This is a genomic window from Neptunomonas sp. ABH4_499 (genome assembly GCF_056160565.1).
On record NZ_JBSWXK010000002.1, the window covers coordinates 13,982 to 33,373 of the forward strand.

General features: G+C 51.1%; 21 protein-coding genes. 8 read left to right on the forward strand and 13 right to left on the reverse strand.

Annotated elements, in window-relative coordinates:
* Positions 1 to 151: 151 nt before the first annotated feature.
* A complete protein-coding gene (locus ACXAF9_RS01800; protein ID WP_475069577.1) occupies positions 152 to 442 on the forward strand; it encodes a glutaredoxin family protein in 291 nt (96 codons plus the stop codon).
* On the opposite strand, the gene ACXAF9_RS01805 is transcribed toward ACXAF9_RS01800, so the two are convergent.
* Both ACXAF9_RS01805 and ACXAF9_RS01810 read right to left on the reverse strand, forming a co-directional pair.
* Positions 417 to 2,390, reverse strand: coding sequence for a transglycosylase SLT domain-containing protein (locus ACXAF9_RS01805; protein WP_475069579.1), 1,974 nt, complete (start codon positions 2,388 to 2,390; stop codon positions 417 to 419). The genes ACXAF9_RS01800 and ACXAF9_RS01805 overlap by 26 nt on opposite strands.
* An 89-nt stretch (positions 2,391 to 2,479) precedes the next feature.
* Positions 2,480 to 3,319, reverse strand: coding sequence for an endo alpha-1,4 polygalactosaminidase (locus ACXAF9_RS01810; RefSeq protein WP_475069581.1), 840 nt, complete (start codon positions 3,317 to 3,319; stop codon positions 2,480 to 2,482).
* Between the two features lie 174 nt (positions 3,320 to 3,493).
* Between ACXAF9_RS01810 and ACXAF9_RS01815 the strand changes: the two genes are divergently transcribed.
* The 3 genes from ACXAF9_RS01815 to ACXAF9_RS01825 all read left to right on the forward strand — a co-directional run bounded on the left by ACXAF9_RS01815 (position 3,494) and on the right by ACXAF9_RS01825 (position 6,618).
* Positions 3,494 to 3,826: a hypothetical protein gene (locus tag ACXAF9_RS01815; protein ID WP_475069583.1), complete on the forward strand. Its 333-nt coding sequence runs from the start codon at positions 3,494 to 3,496 to the stop codon at positions 3,824 to 3,826.
* Between the two features lie 73 nt (positions 3,827 to 3,899).
* Positions 3,900 to 4,622 carry an extensin-like domain-containing protein gene (locus ACXAF9_RS01820; protein ID WP_475069585.1) on the forward strand — a complete coding sequence of 241 codons (723 nt, stop codon included), beginning with the start codon at positions 3,900 to 3,902 and terminating at the stop codon, positions 4,620 to 4,622.
* Between the two features lie 73 nt (positions 4,623 to 4,695).
* Entirely contained in the window at positions 4,696 to 6,618 is a 1,923-nt protein-coding gene (locus ACXAF9_RS01825; protein WP_475069587.1) for an ATP-binding cassette domain-containing protein, read from the forward strand.
* 28 nt (positions 6,619 to 6,646) lie between these two features.
* On the opposite strand, the gene ACXAF9_RS01830 is transcribed toward ACXAF9_RS01825, so the two are convergent.
* Entirely contained in the window at positions 6,647 to 7,090 is a 444-nt protein-coding gene (locus tag ACXAF9_RS01830; RefSeq protein ID WP_475069589.1) for a universal stress protein, read from the reverse strand.
* Between the two features lie 137 nt (positions 7,091 to 7,227).
* Here ACXAF9_RS01830 and ACXAF9_RS01835 point away from each other — a divergent pair, with 137 nt between their 5' ends.
* The gene (locus ACXAF9_RS01835; protein WP_475069592.1) at positions 7,228 to 7,734 is read left to right on the forward strand and encodes a hypothetical protein; all 507 of its coding nucleotides are present in this window, start codon (positions 7,228 to 7,230) and stop codon (positions 7,732 to 7,734) included.
* A 66-nt stretch (positions 7,735 to 7,800) separates the two neighbouring features.
* Complete coding sequence (locus ACXAF9_RS01840; RefSeq protein WP_475069594.1) at positions 7,801 to 8,037, forward strand: DUF1653 domain-containing protein; 237 nt, start codon at positions 7,801 to 7,803, stop codon at positions 8,035 to 8,037.
* An 8-nt stretch (positions 8,038 to 8,045) separates the two neighbouring features.
* Here the strand turns inward: ACXAF9_RS01840 and ACXAF9_RS01845 are convergent, their stop codons facing one another.
* The 6 genes from ACXAF9_RS01845 to puuE form a co-directional block, all read right to left on the reverse strand.
* Complete coding sequence (locus ACXAF9_RS01845) at positions 8,046 to 8,303, reverse strand: hypothetical protein (RefSeq protein ID WP_475069596.1); 258 nt, start codon at positions 8,301 to 8,303, stop codon at positions 8,046 to 8,048.
* Between the two features lie 101 nt (positions 8,304 to 8,404).
* On the reverse strand, positions 8,405 to 9,028 hold the full coding sequence (locus tag ACXAF9_RS01850; protein WP_475069599.1) for a TetR/AcrR family transcriptional regulator: 624 nt from the start codon (positions 9,026 to 9,028) through the stop codon (positions 8,405 to 8,407).
* Positions 9,029 to 9,147: 119 nt separating this feature from the next.
* Positions 9,148 to 9,648 carry an ureidoglycolate lyase gene (locus tag ACXAF9_RS01855; protein WP_475069602.1) on the reverse strand — a complete coding sequence of 167 codons (501 nt, stop codon included), beginning with the start codon at positions 9,646 to 9,648 and terminating at the stop codon, positions 9,148 to 9,150.
* 13 nt (positions 9,649 to 9,661) lie between these two features.
* Positions 9,662 to 10,669 (reverse strand): allantoicase, encoded by a 1,008-nt coding sequence (alc, locus tag ACXAF9_RS01860; RefSeq protein ID WP_475069605.1) that lies wholly within the window; start codon positions 10,667 to 10,669, stop codon positions 9,662 to 9,664.
* Positions 10,666 to 11,199, reverse strand: coding sequence for a 2-oxo-4-hydroxy-4-carboxy-5-ureidoimidazoline decarboxylase (gene uraD, locus ACXAF9_RS01865; protein WP_475069607.1), 534 nt, complete (start codon positions 11,197 to 11,199; stop codon positions 10,666 to 10,668). The genes alc and uraD overlap by 4 nt, the downstream gene beginning before the upstream one ends.
* A 5-nt stretch (positions 11,200 to 11,204) precedes the next feature.
* Positions 11,205 to 12,113, reverse strand: coding sequence for an allantoinase PuuE (gene puuE, locus ACXAF9_RS01870; RefSeq protein ID WP_475069608.1), 909 nt, complete (start codon positions 12,111 to 12,113; stop codon positions 11,205 to 11,207).
* A 182-nt stretch (positions 12,114 to 12,295) separates the two neighbouring features.
* Here puuE and uraH point away from each other — a divergent pair, with 182 nt between their 5' ends.
* Positions 12,296 to 12,649, forward strand: a complete 354-nt coding sequence (uraH, locus tag ACXAF9_RS01875; protein WP_475069611.1) for a hydroxyisourate hydrolase — start codon at positions 12,296 to 12,298, stop codon at positions 12,647 to 12,649.
* A 26-nt stretch (positions 12,650 to 12,675) separates the two neighbouring features.
* Positions 12,676 to 13,419, forward strand: coding sequence for a GntR family transcriptional regulator (locus ACXAF9_RS01880; RefSeq protein ID WP_475069613.1), 744 nt, complete (start codon positions 12,676 to 12,678; stop codon positions 13,417 to 13,419).
* Here the strand turns inward: ACXAF9_RS01880 and guaD are convergent.
* From guaD to xdhA, 4 genes are read right to left on the reverse strand one after another with little or no spacing between them, the layout of a single operon-like run.
* Entirely contained in the window at positions 13,408 to 14,727 is a 1,320-nt protein-coding gene (gene guaD / locus ACXAF9_RS01885) for a guanine deaminase (protein WP_475069615.1), read from the reverse strand. The genes ACXAF9_RS01880 and guaD overlap by 12 nt on opposite strands.
* A 6-nt stretch (positions 14,728 to 14,733) precedes the next feature.
* On the reverse strand, positions 14,734 to 15,576 hold the full coding sequence (gene xdhC, locus ACXAF9_RS01890) for a xanthine dehydrogenase accessory protein XdhC (RefSeq protein WP_475069617.1): 843 nt from the start codon (positions 15,574 to 15,576) through the stop codon (positions 14,734 to 14,736).
* On the reverse strand, positions 15,573 to 17,930 hold the full coding sequence (xdhB, locus tag ACXAF9_RS01895; protein ID WP_475069619.1) for a xanthine dehydrogenase molybdopterin binding subunit: 2,358 nt from the start codon (positions 17,928 to 17,930) through the stop codon (positions 15,573 to 15,575). The genes xdhC and xdhB overlap by 4 nt, the downstream gene beginning before the upstream one ends.
* A complete protein-coding gene (gene xdhA, locus ACXAF9_RS01900) occupies positions 17,927 to 19,384 on the reverse strand; it encodes a xanthine dehydrogenase small subunit (RefSeq protein ID WP_475069621.1) in 1,458 nt (485 codons plus the stop codon). The genes xdhB and xdhA overlap by 4 nt, the downstream gene beginning before the upstream one ends.
* Positions 19,385 to 19,392: the final 8 nt, after the last annotated feature.

Genomic DNA, 19,392 nt, shown 5'->3' on the forward strand with positions numbered 1-19,392 from the left:
CTCACACATTGATTGATAGGTTCTCTTATTGTCCTGCAAGCTCAGAATAGCCTTGTGTGATTGGGCGTTGCAACCACTTAGCACTCAAGAAAAGGCATTGTCTGAATAAAATGCGACTATAGATCAACAATGGGTAGGGTAGAGCTCTTCGATGAGTCAAAAAGGGGATCAAAAGATGTGTGGAAAGCGCTCGTTTTTATTGCTAGGGACATACGGTTGTCATCTTTGTGAGGTAGCCGAGGCGATGATCGCAAGTGGCTTGGATGGCACGCAGATCAGAGTCGATTACATAGATATCGCTTATGATGATGCTTTGCTAGAGCAGTACGGTACTCGGATTCCTGTATTGATTAACGAGCAACAAAAAGGCCAGGAACTTGCCTGGCCTTTTGATCAATCACAGCTGTTAGCTTTTGTTAATACGCGCCCGGATTCACCTTAAGCGGTGTACCCATCTGGCTGAGAGCTAATGACTTGGTTTCTTGGTCATTAAACAAACGACTTGGCTGGGACGACATCGCATCGTAAATGATGCGGTAGGTCAGCACGTTTTGTACGTAGCGGCGAGTCTCATCGAATGGGATGGTCTCAATCCACGCATCCAAGGGCAGATCCCCACGTGCTTCTAACCAGCGTTTCACGCGGTGCGGCCCAGCGTTGTAAGCCGCGGTCGCGTATACATGGTTGCCATTAAAGGTTTCCAGCATTTCGGCAAGATACGCGGTACCCAGTTCCACATTGGTGCGTGGGTCATAGAGTTGATCCACCCCTTTGTAGTCGATCTCAAACTTCTTCGCCGTTTGCTTGGCTGTGGCTGGCATCAGCTGCATCAAGCCGCGTGCACCAACGCGCGATTTAGCTTCTGGGTTATAGGCGCTCTCTTGGCGAGCAACGGCAATCGCCCACGTGCGGTTGATGTTTCGATCCTGAGCCAGCTCTTGGAACATCGGCAGGTGCGGTTTCGGGAAGCGAATGTCCAAATCATCCCACGCTTTGATCTTAGCGGCACCGCGAATGGCTTGGGTGTACCAGCCCCAGTCGTACACAATGTGTGATGCGGCATGGATATCCGCCTCCGGGATGTGTTTGACCATCGCGTTCCATTCTGAGCGCGCATTCCACTCAAGGCCCATCGATTTCAACTCTTTGATGCGGCGCATGGAGATGGAGTTCTCGACACGGGTTTTATCCGCATCTTGGAACGGCAGTGGGCGCTGATTTAAGCGGAAAGGCGCATCAATGATTTCAGAGGCCAAGAAACCGTAAAAGCTACGCTCTTTAATGACCTTGCTGTAATCAGGTGAGTAGCTTTTGTCCAAGCGGCCTTTGAGGGTTTCTGACCAGTATTCCCAGCGGTCTTCCGATTTGAGATCCGCAGGGAGTTTATCGATCATTGCCAGCGCGTTTTTCCAATCTTTTTCGGCCAAGGCCAATCGGATGCGCCACTCGGTCAACTCGCCCATGCTGTAGGTTGGGTCAAGCTTTGCTAATACTTGGTCTGCTTGTGTGCGATACCCTTTGGCAAAGCGCTTACCAAAGTAATCGTTTAGCTCGGTTCTCTTCTCGGGGTCAACGCTCAGGCGGTCTCGATCGCGCAACCAGACATCCACAGCAGCGTACACATCTTTACGGGCCAGCTCACGCACACCGTAAGCCAGCATCACGCCTTGGCCTCTTGATTTGCCCTTAAGCAAAGCCGCATCCTTCACAAGGCTTGGGTCTTCTTTGATTTTCCAGAAAAGATCCGCCTCGGCTTTATCTGAGGCATCTTTGATAAATTTTTGCGAGTAGGTCGCAATGCTAAAATTGCCTTCGCTAACGGCGTGCCAAAAACGCTCGACACCATCGCTGTTCGATGGGTGTCCGGCCTTCATCCATTCGCCAAACAGCGGGTCACAAGCGTTGTCTTGTGAGTGGCCAACGGTCCAAAGTTGGGTCGCTTGCTCAAAGGCTTTCTCAACGTGCCCGCTTTGATAGATGGCGCGGGCCTCTAAACAAGGGTAAGCACCATAATTGATGGGCATCTCGTTAAACGCCGCCAAGTAAGATTGCCACTGGTTCTTGTTGAACAAGGTATCCAAACGCAAGCGTTGCACATCGTCAGCCAACGCGGTGCCGCGTTCTTGATCAAGAAATGCTTTAAACTGCGCATCCGAGATCAAGTTTGCATCGCGTTTGTATTGGCGAAGTGTTAGGTATGGCTGCAACGGGTAGTCTTTGATGCGCGCCGTCAGTTGGTCGGCCGTCGCACGGTCGCCTTTATCAAAAGCCAGTTTCGCTTTTATGTAGGTTGGGCGCAGTTTGGCATCATCGTTTGCCAAAACATACGGGGAGCTCAATGCTGGTAAGGTCAGCAGAGCAAGCAGCGGGGTAGAGCGCAATAACTTCATGTGATTAGCCCTTGCTGGTTTAAAGTTGGCTTATATCAGTGTGTCGGTCAAAAGCCCAAAACGTTTAAACACAGCAGTAAAAAGTGGTATTAAAAACAACTGAATCGAAAACTGTCGTCCAAATCCAATGGCAAAACAAGTGTTCGAATCCCTGAGTCGTTCATCGATTGACAGAGTTGATTCCTTTCAGTTTCATCATCGACGTAAAGATCCGCATATTCGGCATTGAATACAGGTTTACCCGCTTCGATAAAAGGGCTGAGTAAATTGCATTCGTCGTACTGATTACATTGTTCATTTACAGCAAAATCGAACGAGTCGACCAGATCATTAATCTGATCAAGATCGTTCTTCAAGCCTATGGCCAGACCACGCGCGTGAGCGGCGTCAGCTAAGGCTTGGTTGTAAGTAAGCTGATCCTGAGCGGTTAGATCAAACCCCGTGGTGTTACTGTAACCGTCTACATTATCCGGTTCAACGCCATCACAACCTTTCTGTGCCGCAAGGTCGAGGCGCGTTTCCATCAGGGTGAGTATTTCGCTGGAGCGGATATCGATCCAACGCTCATCCCAACCATCCATTGGGTCGCCCAAGGTTTCGTTGGGGAAGTCATCGGCATCGTCGCGCCAATACTCATAAGAGCCTGCCGAAAAGTAGCAAATCACTTTGCGGCCATCTTGTTGCAAAGCCGCAATGGTGTCAGCCGATGTATCAAACAAGTCGATGTCGTACAGATCCACATCGTAGTCAGTGTTCAGCGTGCCAGTCAGTTGCCATTGCCACGTGGTATCGACCGAGGGCTTGTACCAATTGTCGCTGCCCGATGAAAACTCGTTGTCGTTGCTGCCACCGCCGCAACCGGCCAGACCTATTGATACGCTAAGACACAAAAGCGCCGTAATACTCTGTTTTTGCTTCATAAAGTCCATAAATTGCATTCCATCTGTTGCTGGTAACAGCATAGTCTGGCTGTGTGTAAAAATCTTTAAACGTGTGTTTATCTTTTCTTGTAAAAATAAGGTTTTGTACTAGTTTACTAAAGCTAACAATCAAACATTAAGCGCTTTAAAGTGCAGTCTGTATTAGAGCTCTGGATAAATTGAATGATTAATAACGTACCGGAAGAGAAAAAGCTGACCTTTGTGTGCCGGGTTGAGGGTGGATGCCTCGGGCCCGAGGGGGAGAAGTTGGTCGCACGTTTTTGTGGCTATGCCATGGACGAGATGGAGTCGTGGCACACGGATTACTTAAACTTAAAAATACTGCCTCGTATTGATAAAACCATGCCCGAGTTTGATTACCAGATCAGTGGTCGAGGGTTATCGCGGGATCAGGCAGGAAAGTACCTAATCTTGTTTCAACAAAACCCAGATGCGTTAGAAGATGAGTTAAATTCGCATCTGGTCGAGCTCATTAATCGCTATTTGGATCGCTAAATCCGGAACCGCAAAAGGCAGAGTCTGACTAAACAAGCAAACCACAGCTGACTAGGTTAGCGGGAGTGAGTGTTTGATTGTTCGGTTTTTCTCTGCCTTTTTGATGGTTCTAGCCCTTTTTTATCTTGCTACACAAGCGTATCGCTATGTAGTGAATCACCCAGCGGACTTTCCTTGGACCGCACTCCGTTTAAATGACCCCATTGGGATGTGGACGCGCACAAAGCTCTTGGCGACTCAAAGCGACAAAGAGGCGTGTCAGCGTGTTTTCGAGCAAGCCGGTGTTACGGTTAATGTTGCTCCTGCAAAAGGCTCTGGCCAATGTCGGGTCGACAATGCGGTCTCTCAGCCCCGTGCGGCATCGATTACCTCCCGACTCAGCCCCAGCAATGTAACGGCTAATTGCAGCGTGATGAGCGCCTACTATGTGTGGGAGTCCCAAGTGTTGCAGCCAGCGGCCAAGCGTTTCTTTGATGCACAGGTCACTCAAATCCAACACTATGGGTCATACAGCTGTCGGCGCATGTATGGCCGCTCTGAAGGACGATGGAGTGAACACGCCACCGCAAATGCACTGGATGTGGCAGGCTTCACGTTAAGCGACGGTACGCGTATTTCACTGCAACACGACTGGACCAAAGAGGGGCCCAAAGCGCAGTTTCTGCGCGAGATAAGAGATGGCGCTTGTCGTTTGTTTTCGACCGTTTTATCCCCTGATTACAATGCGGCCCATGCCGATCACTTTCATTTAGATCAAGCATCACGGGGTCAGTGGGGCATTGGTGTCTGTCGATGATGGTTTTCGCTGAATTTAAGATCTTTATCCAGTACACTTAGCGCCCTCTAAAACTGGTTAACTTGAGAACGCTATGCCTCTGATTCGACTCGACAACGCCTCCCTGGCGTTTGGTGCCCGGCCCCTACTAACGGATGTCAATTTGGTGATTGAACCCGGTGAGCGGATCGGTTTAGTGGGCTTAAACGGAGCCGGTAAATCCACCTTGATGAAGGTGATCCTAAAAGAGGTGGCGCTGGACAGCGGAGAGCTCTGGATTGATCCGGTTTGCCGTGTCGCGCAACTGCCACAAGCCCTGCCTGCCGCTGATGAGCGCCGTGTATGGGATGTTGTGGCCGAAGGCCTTGCTGAAGTGCGCGAGTTGCGCGAAGAGTACGATCGTGTGGCGGTAAGCGATGATCCGCATGCCTTGCGCAAGCTCGAGACCCTGCAGCAAAAAATTGAAGCCTTAGATGGTTGGCAGTTAGAACAACGCGTAGAGCGTGTGCTGTCCCAACTGTCGTTGGATGGTGAGGCCTTGATGTCCTCTTTGTCCGGTGGCTGGCGTCGTCGTGCAGCGCTGGGTTCTGCCTTGGTGCAAGACCCCGATCTGTTACTTTTGGATGAGCCAACCAACCATTTGGACATTAGCACCATTGAATGGATGGAACAGCAGCTAGTCGATTTTAAAGGCGGCCTGTTGTTTGTATCGCACGACCGCTCGCTGGTGGACCACTTAGCGACACGTATCATCGAGCTGGACCGTGGCCGAGTCACGAGCTTCACTGGCAACTACGCAAGCTACCTTGAACAAAAAGAGGTGCTACTTGAAAACGAAGCGCGCCAAAACGCATTGTTTGATAAGAAACTGGCCCAGGAAGAGGTATGGATTCGTCAGGGTATTAAAGCCCGCCGTACCCGAAACGAAGGCCGAGTGCGTGCGTTGCATCAACTGCGTAAAGAGCGTTCAGAGCGCCTTAACCGCCAAGGCAAAGCGAGTTTTAATCTGGATGAGGCGCAACGCTCTGGTAAATTGATCGCCGAGTTGGATCACGTCAAAGTATCTTTTGGTGATAAAAAGATCATCGACGATTTTTCCATGAGTCTGCAACGGGGCGATCGTATCGGTTTGATCGGGCCAAACGGTGCAGGTAAGTCAACGTTGCTGAAGTTGATCTTAGGTGATATCAACCCAGATGAGGGTTGGATCAAACGAGGCACTAAAATTGAAGTGGCGTATTTTGATCAGTTGCGTGGCCAACTTGATCCGGATAAAACCGTTATCGATAACATCTCGGAAGGGCGTGAGTCGATTGAGATTAACGGTCAGCGTCGCCACATCATCGGTTACTTGAACGACTTCTTGTTCTCACCTGAGCGCTCGCGCACCCCAGTACGAGCACTTTCTGGTGGTGAGTGTAACCGCGTGCTTTTGGCAAAGCTGTTCAGCCAACCCGCTAACGTTTTGGTGCTCGATGAGCCAACCAACGATTTGGATGTCGAAACCCTAGAGCTTCTGGAAGAGATTCTGATGGAGTTTAAAGGCACCATCCTATTAGTGAGCCACGACCGGGCCTTCTTGGATAATGTGGTCACCAGCACGGTGGCCTTCGAAGGTAACGGTAAGCTGCGTCAGTACGTGGGTGGTTATCAAGACTGGTTGCGTCAGCGCCCAGCCAACTTTGGTGAAAAGACCGGCACGCGTAAAGCAGCACCAGAGCAGCAGGGGCGTTCGGAACCAGCTAAATCGGAGCAAGCGCCAAAAGCGGAAACAGCACCGAAGAAAACGGTGAAACTCAGTTATAAATTGCAACGCGAATTAGATGCCTTGCCAGCCGAGATTGAAGCGGCCGAAACCGCGCTGGAAGCCTTACAAGCGGAAGTGTCCTCTGCCACTTTTTATGATCAAGACCACACCGTAGTAACGGAGCGTCTTGAAGCGCTATCCAAGCAAGAGGCCGAGCTGGAAGTTCTGATGGAGCGCTGGATGGAGCTAGAAGCCATGCAGGAGGGCTAAGCCCACCTGCACCGCTAGCTTTAAGTAATTATGCTTGTGGTTCGATCATTCGGATCGCAAGCACATCACATGGTGCCCCGTGCAATACGCTGTTCGCTGTAGAGCCCAGCAATAACGCCAAACCGTGGCGGCCGTGGCTGCCAACGACAATCAGATCGCACTCTTTCTCTTGAGCAATGCGGTGAATCTCATTTTCGGTATGACCGACCAGCACTAATTGCTCACTGACGGGGTATTCAAACTTTTCACAGAACGCCGCAAGATTGGTTTTGGCGTGACTGCTCAGTTGATCCTGAACAGCGGTCAAATCCATAGGTACATCACCACCGTACGCAAAACTTAAAGGTTCGATAACGTGTAACACGCGAACGGTGGCTTGGTTGTTCTGAGCGATGGTACGGGTCTTTTCGATCAGTTGATCTGATTCATCTGAAAGGTCGACCGCTAGCAAAATGTTATTGTAAACGCCCATAGTATGATTCCTTATACGTGTTGATAGCTTGAGACTAACACAGCCTAAGCGCTGAAAGCATGATGCTAATCAACATGGCTTTCACCTATAATGCGCAGCAACACACTGTTCTTTGTATGACCCCTCTGGAGCCTGCCTTGAAAATCGCCATTATTGTTTTTGTTGTCCTCTCTTTAATGGGCTCTGTTATGTGGATGATGCCCACTCGACGTGAGAAATACCTAGCGACGCTTAGATTGGAAGCCCGAAAACGCGGCTTTACTGTTCAGCTGATTCGGGTAGAGCCGCCACGAGCTCAAGGTGAATATGAAAGCGATACCAAAAACGTTGCTGCGTACCGCCTGATTCGTAAAAAAGATGCAAAGGGCCGCCAGCCAGACACCACACCTTGGCAGGTGTTTAAAGTGGACTCCATCGCCAACGAAGGCCTACCCGAAGGGTGGAGTTGGAAAATAGGGGAGCGAGCACTCGAAAAGCCGCAGTTAGAGGTTCTGAGTACGGTGATTGGTCTTTTGCCGGAGGATGTTGTGGGGCTTGAATCAACGCCGATACATGTATCGGGGTATTGGTCCGAAAACACCGATGTCGAAGGGATGGATGCGCTGAAAGCCGCTTTGGAAACCTTGATAGAACACAGGGTGTAAACGGGGCCGCGTGCAACAGAACAAAGTGCAACAAAGCAAAGAGCCTAAAGAGAGGATTAGCCCAAAATGCCAGAAACGTCAGTAAAGCCCAATCTTCCAAAGGGGCGTTATCGTCATTACAAAGGGCCAGAATACGAGGTCATTGACCTTGTACGTCATTCCGAAACAGACGAGTGGCATGTGCTGTACTATCCGCACTACGACAAAGACAAAGCCCTTTGGGTGCGTCCGTACACCATGTTTATTGAAAGCGTTAAGAAAGAGGGTAAAACCGTAGCGCGATTTGAATACATCGGTGACTGATCGTCGGATTAGCGGCGATTGATTTCTCGCATTAGACTGGAGAGGTCTAAGCCCATATCGTCGGCCATCTTCTGGATGTCATTGCTGGTACGCGGTGGCACCTTAACGGCGAATTTATTACGCTCTTTTTCTTCTTCAAGCGCTTTGGCTTGACGCTCTTGTTCTTCTTTTTTTGCTTTTGCTTTTTGTTCTAATTTCTCAATAAGAGAATCCAGCTCATTAAGCGATAACGCGTTTAAACGCGATAAAAACTCTTCTTCATTCATTAGCGAACTACAGCCTGATTTGGACGTCAGTTGGTATTAGAGAGATTACTCTGTACGAAGGTAGTAGCGGTTTGGACTATGTCTCAATCATAGCACACTTTTTATTCAGTGGTAGCGTCGACAGACAGTCCACAGCCGCGCAGTACCATTTGGGTAATCCAATCGGCAGCGGTTTGATAATCCTGCTGACTTAAACGCTTTTTACCGGCAACGCGTTTAATTTGCCAGTCAAAGTCGGCATAAGTTTGCGTCGAAGCCCAGATGGTAAATAACAAGTGTTTGGGATCGACCTTTTCCATTTTGCCTTCATCCATCCATTTATTCAGGCGAGCCGTTGTCCGAATGGTTTGATCCATTAATTTATCGGCGATGTCTTTTGGCATAAAAGGCGCGCCGTGCATGATTTCGCTCGCAAATACCTTGGATGCATTCGCGTGCTCTTTTGAGATCCGAATCTTGGTGTGAATATAAGCCGTAAGTGCAGCCGCTGGGTCATCAAACTCCTCAAAGGGGTTCGACGCTTCCAATAGCGGATCAATCACCGATTCCAAAACGCAGCGATACAGGTTTTCTTTGCTTTGAAAATAATAATAGATATTCGGTTTAGGAAGATCGGCCCGTTTTGCAACGTCGATGATTTTGGTGGCGGCGTAGCCTTTTTCGGCAAACTCGATGCACGCGGCGTCTAAGATGAGTTCGCTGTTTCTCTCGCGGATTCGGCTCATGCTGTACTCTTTACTGCTAAAAGACGAGGCCGGGTGTGCCTGCAAAAAAGGATAAGGCTACCCCGGTTGAGTGGAATTTACTCAGCGGGGCAGCATATTAGCCATGTTTGATGAACGACTCAAGTCAGAAGCGTTGGCATCTGGTCGGCTTCAAAGAAGTGTTCGACACAGTTATGGCCTGGGCCTGAGCGATCCACGACCAAAAATCGATCGCCATCATTGAGCGCGATCACCGGGTAATGCCAGGTGCCCGCAAAGTAATTAACTCCTTGGCGACCGTTGGTCTTGAAGGCTTTAAGTTGATCCACACTCACCGAATCACCCTTGGGGGCAACCACTAATAGAAAAGGCTGTTCACTCATTGGAACAAAGGCTTGGCTGCCAAAGGGGTGGTATTCCATCATGTCGATCTTGAGCGGTTTGGCATAGGTGGTCGCTTCAAAGATGCTAATGATGCCTTGGCCTTGATCATCCAACTGCACGTTGGCCAGTTGGTGGAAGCGTTTGGTGTGATCTTTATTGATCAGGAAATGGTCCCGACCCTCGGTTTCGATCACCTCCCCATAGGGGGCGAACGCTTCTTGGGTCAGCGGCTCAATCGTCAGTTGAAGCTTGCTCATCTTTACTGTCCTTTTAAACCGCGGCTTTACCCAACACGCGAATGCGGCTTACCCCACCATCAGGGAAGATGTTGAGCTTAATGTGCGTCACTGGGCCTAAGTCGTTTAAGGTGGAGTAGATGTGAATGGCATCCATCTCCATCGCTTGCGGTGGCAGTAGCTCCTTCCAGTAAAGGCTGCGTGTTGCAATTTGATCGTCGGTGCCGCCTTCTACAAACGCCGCTTGTACTGAGCATCGGTCTGGGTAGTTGCCTTTAAAGTGACAGGTATCGATGATGATCTCTTCTGGATGACACGGGTGAGCAAGGGCAATAATGACCCAGTCGTTGCCCGGCACCCGGCGGCGCGCGGTTTCCCAGCCATCGCCCATATTTACGCCGCGGCCTGGGTTTAGTAGGTTGCTCATGTGTCCATAATGTTGGTCGCTGCAGGCCAAAGCGCGCGCACCTAAAAGTGACGATGCAAAGTCGAGCTGCTCTTGGTGATCACCACTCCATGCCACAAACGGTTGACCAAAAATGCGCAGTCGCGCGACGCCACCATCGGGGAAGATATTAAAACGCACATGGGTCCACGGCTGCTCACTGTCGATGGCAAACACATTGTGGCTGTCGCCTTTTAAATTCACGGCAGGCAGCACAGGTGTCCACTCGGTCGTCTCGCTTGGCTCGCCCTCTGGGCAATAACAGGCATCTAAAGAAGCCGAAGGCGGGTAGTTACCGGTAAAAAACGCGGTGTCGATATCCACCCCTTTGAAAATACCCGGTACGCCCAGTTTTACAATGGCGTAGTCATAGCCTTCAAAGCGCTTGCGGCGAGACTCCCAGCCATCCATCCACTTACCGTTGTCATCGAACACGCCTTCACGCCAAAGCGGTGGGGTGGGTTGAAGCATGCGGTTAACCTCAGCAAACCAGTCGTCGGTCACAAAGGTCGCTTTAGAACCCAGACGTGCATCCGCCAAGTTAAGCCATTTGGAGTATTCGTTGGATTCGGGTGTTTTTACGCGGTCCTGATTCATGCTGTGGTCTCTGGTTGCATCATCGCTTCTAATCGAAAGCGAGCAATTTTGTTAATCTCGTTCAGTGCGGTTTGAAACTCATCATCGTGTGAGTGATGAATGCGGGTCTCAAACGCATCTAAAATCTCGTATCGGTTACTGCCTTTCACGGCTTTAATAAACGGAAAGCCAAACCGAGCTTGGTATGCGCTATTAAGAGCATTAAAGCGCTCGAACTCCTCCGGCGAGCAATCACTGATGCCTGCACCGGCTTGCTCTTTAGTAGAGGATTCCGTCAATTCGCCTTGGATGGCCGCTTTGCCCGCTAAATCGGGGTGGGCGTTGATCAGCGCCAGTTGCTCATCTTTCGTGGCTTCTAGCAACACCTGACTCATGGCGTGGTGTAATGCATCAAGTTGATCGAACTGATCAACAGGGCCATTGTGATACGCCCGTTTGGCGACCCACGGTGAGTGTTCATAAATGTCTTTAAAACACTCGATGAAGGCGACTTCTGAAAGCTGGCTGGGCTGTAGTGTATTTACTGTCATCGGCCTTATCCTGCTTGAAACGGATGTGTGGTGTGCCAGTGCTTTGCAATGTCGATGCGACGTGCATACCACACGTTGTCAAACTGTTGGGTGTATTCGATAAAGCGCTTTAAGGCCGCTAAACGGCCCGGGCGGCCAATCAATCGACAATGTAAGCCAATCGACAGCATTTTAGGGCTCTCTTGACCCTCTTCGTATAGCACATCAAAGCTGTCTTTCAGGTATTGGAAAAACTGCTCGCCCGCGTTAAACCCTTGTACGGTCGCAAAGCGCATATCATTTGAGTCCAACGTATAAGGGATCACCAGATGCCCTTTGCCTTGATTGTTGACCCAATAGGGCAGGTCATCATCATACGCGTCGGAATCGTATAAAAAGCCGCCTTCTTCCATTACCACATCGCGGGTGTGCACACCGTTGCGGCCGGTATACCAGCCTAAGGGGCGCTCACCGGTGATCTTGGTTAGGATTTCGATGGCTTTATCTAAGTGCTCGCGCTCTTGGGCTTTGTCGAACTTGGCGTAATCGATCCAACGGTAACCGTGGCTGCAGATTTCATGCCCAGCCTCGTGCATTGCTTTAATGACATCGGGGTGGCGTTCGGCCGCCATTGCCACCGCAAAGATGGTCAATGGGATGTTGTGCTTTTCAAACAGTTTCAAAATGCGCCAAACGCCTGCACGGCTGCCGTATTCGTAAATGGACTCCATGCTGATGTGGCGTTCATTCGGGAAGGGAACGGCCGCCGGGATTTCGGACAAAAAGGCCTCGGACTCTTTATCGCCATGAAGAATGCAGCGCTCGCCGCCTTCTTCGTAATTGAGCACAAAGGATAAAGCGACACGAGCTTGATTAGGCCATTTCGGGTGGGGTGGGTTATTGCCATAACCGATCAAATCGCGAGGGTAATCCATGTAGGCTCCATATTGTATACAATTGCTCTTGCATCCATATATAAAGACTTTTCCATTCAAAAGCGATATGTTTAACCAAAGTTTTATAAAAAAGGCTAAATCGCAGAATTTATGCCCCAATCTTGGTCATTAAACTTTGTTGAATGCATCAAGATTGTGCACAATTAATAGGATTAAAGAGTATGGGATACTTAACAACGCATGTGCTGGATACGGCCCGTGGCTGTCCTGGGGCAAATATGGTGGTTCGCCTTTATCGTGTAGCGAATAACCAATATCAACTCTTGACCGAAACGGTGACAAACAGCGATGGCCGCTGCGATGCTCCGCTGTTAGCCGCGGAAGATTTTCAGGTGGGTACGTATCAATTGGTGTTTGAGGCAGGCAGCTATTTTCGACGTAACGGTGTCGAGACCGAAGCAACACCGTTTGTGGATGAGGTGATTTTGCGTTTTGGTGTAAGTCACGCCGAAGATCACTACCACGTGCCTTTGTTGGTGTCCCCGTACAGTTATTCAACCTATCGCGGCAGTTAAGACCGCGTGTTTGGGAGTGCCTTTGCGTGAATGGTCCTGATCTTTTGGCGTTGGCCGAAACCGAGAGTAAGAACAATCAGCGTGCATTACAGGATCAGGTCATTTACGGACACATCTTCGATGCCATTCTGGAGCAAAAACTCTCTCCAGGAACACGCCTCAGTGAAGAGCGACTGGGTGAGCTGTTTGGTGTGTCCCGAACGATCATTCGCCGTGCGTTATCGCGTTTAGCCCATGAATCGGTCATCGAGCTTAGACCGAATCGAGGGGCTGTGGTCGCATCGCCCACCCCACGCGAGGCCGAATCTGTTTTGTACGCGAGACGCGTTGCGGAGCGCTCCATCGTAGAGCTAGCAACACTCAACGCCCGAAAGCCCGGCTTTAAAAAAGCCCTGAAAGCTCTAGAGACCCATATCAAAGAGGAGCAAGCGGCTTTGGATGCCGGCGATCACGGGCGTGCTATCCGTTTATCGGGTGAGTTTCACCTATTGCTGGCGGTTTTGGCGGGTAACGCACCTTTAATGCAGTTTATGCGAAGCTTGGTGTCCCAAACGTCCTTGATCATTGCGGTTTACGAGATTCCGAGTAAACCGCATTGCTCCTGTGATGAACATGTGACCTTACTTAAAGCCATCGAGGAGGGCGACAGCGCTCGCGCGCTGAGCCTTATGGATGAGCATTTGGATCACATCGAGGCCAAACTCCGCTTTGAGAAAGAGGATGCCGATACCCTAGAGGCGGTGTTTGGTCATCTTCGGTCAGGGGCGTGAATACACGCAGTGCCCTAAGCTGTAGGTGGCTTTGATGCAGCGATCATCCCCCAGCATCATCAGCGCAAACAGGATGTCTTCGATGTTGCTGGCGCACTGAATACGTCGATCGATCAGCTCGGTGGCCGCAAGGTCGATGACAATAAAGTCGGCCTCGGTGCCTGTTTCGAGTGTGCCGATCTTATCCTCTAACCGTAGCGATTTTGCCCCAGCCAGCGTGGCTAGATAGAAGGCTTTAATTGGGTTGATGCGCTGGCGTTTAAGCTGGCTGACTTTGTAGCCATCTTGCAGGGTTTGCAGCATGGAAAAGCTCGTTCCGCCGCCCACATCGGTGCCCATGCCGACATTTACCTTGTGATCATCCAGCTTATTCATATCGATCAAGCCGCTGCCTAAAAAGAGGTTCGATGTGGGGCAAAACGCGATCGATGAGCCTTCTTGATGCAGACGTTTGCAATCGTGATCATCCAGATAAATACCATGAGCAAACACCGAGCGTTCGGTCAGTAGCTTGTGATGATCGTACACGTCCAAGTACGAGCGTTGCTCAGGAAAAAGCGATCCAACCCAATCGCATTCATCTTGGTTTTCGGCCAAGTGGGTGTGTAGGTAAAGCCCTTCGGTTTCGCTCAGCAGTTTGGCGCAAGCATCCAGTTGTTCTGGAGTGCTGGTTGGAGCAAAGCGGGGGGTAACAGCATAAGCAAGGCGCCCTTTTCGGTGCCAGCGCTCGATCAATGCTTTGCTCTCGGCGTAGCCCGTTTCGGCGGTGTCGGTTAGGTAATCTGGCGCGTGGCGATCCATCATCACCTTGCCCGCAATCATGCGTAAGTTATTCTGAAACGCAGCATCAAAGAAGGCATCCACCGATTCAGGGTGGACGGTTCCGAATACCAAGGCGGTGGTTGTGCCGTTTTTTAACAGCTCATTCAAAAAAAAGGTCGCCACTTGATGAGCGTGTTGATAATCCCCGAACTGAGACTCAAACGGGAAGGTGTAGGTGTCTAACCAATCCAGTAGCTGCTCTGCATAGGAGGCGATCATCTCGGTTTGCGGGTAGTGGATGTGGGTATCCACAAACCCTGGGGTGATCAGGTGGTTCGGGTAATGAGTGACCTCGATGCTTTCATCGAGTGTTGGCAGAAGTGTTTTCGCATCACCCATTGCGGTGATGGTGCCTGATTCATCGACCAGCAAAAGCCCGTCTTGATAATACTCATAACACTGATCCAATGGGCAGTGGGCAGGGTTATTTAATGTGTGGAACAGCGATGCGCGGTAAGCACGCGCTTGCGGGGCAGTTGTTTGCATGGTCACTCAGTTTTGGTTGATGTATGCGATGGCGCCTTTTGCGGAGGCGTCGATCGATGATTCAGGGTTGGCCGTCTCGCGGCTTTGATAATAACGGACCAGCTCGGCGCTGACCGAAACGGCGATCTCCATGGGTCGTTTACCACCGACATCGGGGTGTCCTATGGGGCAGTGCAGCTGCGCAATGTGCGCTTCATCAAAGCCTTTGTGCCGTAAGCGGTGCTGAAATTTACGTTTTTTGGTGGCGGAGCCAATCATACCGAGATAGCTTGCTTTACCAGAGCGAAGCCACGCCTCGACTAACTGCTGATCCAAGGCATGATTGTGCGTCATGATCAAAACGTAACAATCAGCAGGCAAGGTTTCAATCACCTCGGTCGGGTCATCGGTGATCACGCGCGTCACGTTATCCGGTACTTGCTCAGGAAACAGCGCCTCACGTTCATCTATCCAGTGCACTTGGCCGCTCAAACCACCCAAAATGGGGATCAGCGCTTTAGCGACATGGCCAGCACCAAAGACCGCAATCTGCATGGCGGGAGGGTTGATCGGCTCGAACAACAGCTGGATAGCACCACCACAGCACTGCCCTAGGGCTGCGCCAAGTGGGTAGGCGATCAGCTGAGTCTCTTGGCTATGATCGGCCAAAAGGGTGTGCGCTTGTTCAATCGCTTTATGTTCTAGATGACCACCGCCAATCGTCCCGATGATCTCATTTTCCGTGACGATCATCTTGGTGCCGCTCTCCCTTGGGGTGGAGCCTTTGTGCTGGGCTACCGTGATTAAAATCGCTGGGGTATTCGAGCGACAAAGGCGCTCAAGTGCGGTCAGCCAAGTGCTGTGGTTCATGACTGCGCCTCGCGTTTCATTTGCATAACGCCTTGCAATACACGCTCAGGTGTGGCGGGTGCATCGATCTTAGGTTGATGGGTATAGTTACTCAGGCTTGCGACCGCATCCTTTAGCGCGCACCAAACGGAGATGCCCAGCATAAACGGCGGCTCACCCACAGCTTTAGAGTGGTACACCGTGTCTTCTGGGTTCTTGCGGTTTTCCACCAAGTGCACATTAAAGGTGAGGGGGGTATCGGCAATCGCGGGGATTTTATAGGTCGCAGGCCCGTCTGTCATAAGTCGCCCTTTATCGGACCACACCAACTCTTCGGTGGTCAGCCAGCCCATTCCTTGTATAAAGCCGCCCTCAATCTGACCAATGTCGATGGCCGGGTTAAGTGAGGCACCAACATCGTGAAGGATGTCGGTCCTCAGCACTTTGTATTCACCGGTGAGTGTATCGATGATCACCTCGCTGCACGCAGCCCCAAACGCGAAGTAATAAAAAGGGCGGCCGCTGGCGGTTTCTCGGTTGTAATGGATTTTTGGGGTTTTGTAGAAACCGGTGCTCGAGAGCGAGACTTGGCCCGTGTAAGCCAGGGCGATGAGTTCATTAAAGCTGATCAACGCATCGCCGGCTTTAACAACGTTGTTATGAAAGTACACTTCTTGTTCTTGGCATCCAAAATGTTCGGCCGCAAAGTTTATTAAGCGCTGTTTTATAATCTGGGCGGCATTTTGTGCGGCTTTACCATTTAAGTCTGTCCCCGATGATGCGGCCGTTGGCGATGTATTGGGCACTTTGCCGGTGTGGGTGGCTGTAATGCTGATGCGATCAATATCGACCTGAAACTCCTCGGCCACAATCTGAGCCACCTTGGTGTTTAGGCCTTGGCCCATCTCAGTACCGCCGTGGTTAAGGTGGATACTTCCATCGGTATAGATGTGGATCAGCGCCCCGGCTTGGTTCAAGAAACTGTTGGTAAAGGAGATGCCGAATTTCACCGGTGTCAGCGACAGCCCTTTTTTAAACACGGGGTTGGATCGATTAAAAACCTCGATGCGGGTGCGGCGGGCTTCGTAATCGCAGCTGTCTTTTAAATCACCGATCAACTCATCCAGAAAGTTGTCTTCCACGGTTTGATGGTAGTGGGTGATGTTGCGAGTATCCTTACCGTACAGGTTGCGTGTGCGCACTGTAAGTGGGTCGAGCTTTAAGAAGCGCGCGATGTGATCCATCACCTCCTCAATGGCGATGATGCCTTGGGGGCCGCCAAAGCCTCGAAACGCGGTATTGGAGGCCGTGTGAGTTTTGCAACGGTGCCCAATAATCGTGGCATTACCTAGGTAATAGGCGTTGTCGGCATGAAACATCGCCCTATCAACGATAGCACCAGAAAGGTCGGGGGAGTAACCGCAATTACCCGCAAGCTCCATGTGTAGTCCTTGAAGTAAGCCTTGCTCATCAAAGCCCACGGTATAGGTGACATAAAACGGGTGGCGTTTGCCGGTCATCTGCATGTCATCGCTTCTGGCTAAACGCATTTTGGTCGGACGACCTGTTTTTGCTGCAATCACCGCACACAAACAAGCGACACCGGCTGATTGCGTTTCTTTACCACCAAAGCCGCCGCCCATCCGGCGCATATCCACAACCACTTGGTTCATAGGGATGCCCAGCACCTCGGCAACCAACTTTTGCACTTCGGTTGGGTTTTGGGTCGAGCTGTACACCAACATGCCACCATCTTCGGTTGGCATCACGCTCGCCACTTGCGACTCAAGGTAAAAATGCTCCTGACCTCCAATGTGCAGTTCGCCCGAGAGGGTGTGTGGTGCCTGTTTGAGTGCGCTAGCCGCATCCCCCAACGTGTGGGTATGGCTCTCTTGTACAAAATGTTTCTGCTCTAGAGCGGTTTTAACATCCAAGATGGCGTCCAACACTTCGTACTCGATGTTAGCGCGATGCGCAGCCTCACGAGCCCGCTCGGGGCTTGTGGCCGCAACCGCGATCACAGGTTGTCCTACGTACTCGACCTTTCCATCGGCCAACAGTGGGTCACCCGGAAACACGGGGCCGATGTCAAGCTCGCCCGGGATATCTTGAGCGCTAATGACGGCCGCGACCCCTTCAAGCCAACAGCTCGAGAGGTCCATCGTGGCAATCGTGGCGTGAGCATGTGGGCTCGGTAGGGCGTACACATGCAGCTGGTTTGGAGACTCTAACCGATCATCAATGTAGGTGGCTTCGCCGCTCACGTGCTTGGTGGCGCTTTCGTGAATCCGTTTTTTGCCCACGCCCGTGGTCAGGTCGGCTTTAAAGCGCGCTTCTAACTCGGTTTGGCTGAGTTTTTCGACCGTATGGCTCATGAGTGCGCCTCCTCGGGTAGGTAATGTTCAATCCGGTAGGAGTGCTTGGCCTCGATCTCCATAAAGAAGCGTACCAAGAGGTTTTGAGCGATCAATTCGCGGTAGGCTTGGCTCGCTCGTGCGTCGCTCATTGGTGTAAAGTCCGACGCGATCATCTTCGCGGCCGCCTCAATACTCTCGAGCGACCAAGGTTGGCCCGTTAAAGCTTGCTCGGTTAAGTGTGCGCGTTTAGGAATGGCCGCCATGCCGCCAAATGCCAGTACCGCTTCTCGAACCACGCCATCATCAACCCACACCTGAAAAGCGCCCATCACGGCGGATATATCATCATCGAGACGCTTGGAGACTTTATAAAGGCGATAGTGTGAATCTGTATCCCGTTTTGGCAAGGTGATTAAGTGGATGTATTCGCCGCATTGTAGTTCGGTTTGCTTGTAGTCGATAAAAAAGGACTCCAGCGGCAGGCTGCGCTCGCCTTTGCCTGAACGCAGCGTGATGCTGGCTTTAGCGGCGATCAGTGCTGGTGGGCTATCTCCAATGGGGGACGCATTGGCAATGTTGCCGCCAAGTGTTCCTTGGTTGCGAATCTGCAAAGAGGCAAAGCGGTGAAGCAGGCTTTCCCACTCGGGGTCCCACTGTTTAAGATCCTTTAGAGCATCGGTGAGGGACGTGGCCGAACCGATCGTGAGGCTGTCTTCATGCCAGTGAGTGCCTTTGAGTGAGTCCACCTGATTAAGGTGGATCAGCGTTGGTAAGGTTTTGTGTTTCTGGGTTACTTCCAACGCAAGGTCGGTCCCGCCGGCCAGTAATGCTGCATCCGGGTAGAGTGTGAGCAGTTCATCCAACTGATCGAGGCTGGTGGGCGAGAAGGCTCTTAGCTGGTCATACTGAAGACTAGGGCTTTCTTGGGCGGTAAATGCGTTAAGTTGCTCGGCGGTTTGAACGCTTTGTTGTTCAAAGCGGTCAACCGACTTGCCGGCCAAAATCGAGTCGGCGGCATTCAGGATCGGCTGGTAGCCTGTGCAGCGGCACAGATTACCGGATAAACAGGTTTTCATATCGGGCGAGGCCGTTGATTTATCCATCGCAAAGAGCGACATAACAATCCCAGGGGTGCAAAAACCACATTGTGATCCATGATGATCCACCATCGCCGCTTGGACTTTGTGCAGTGATTGATCGTTTGCTGTCAGGTGTTCAACCGTGATCAGTTGCTTCCCATGAAGGGCGCCAATAAAGGTCATGCAGCTGTTAATGGATCGGTACACTAACGGCTGTTCAGACTGATCACTTGGTTCGGCTAACACCACCGTACACGCGCCGCAGTCACCTGAGGCGCAGCCCTCTTTGGTGCCGGTTAAACCCTCTTGTTTTCGAAGGTAATTGAGCACCGTAGTGTTTGGGTCGATCTGTTCCAATGTGATGGGGCAGTCATTCAGCAAAAAACGGATCACCGGCGTAC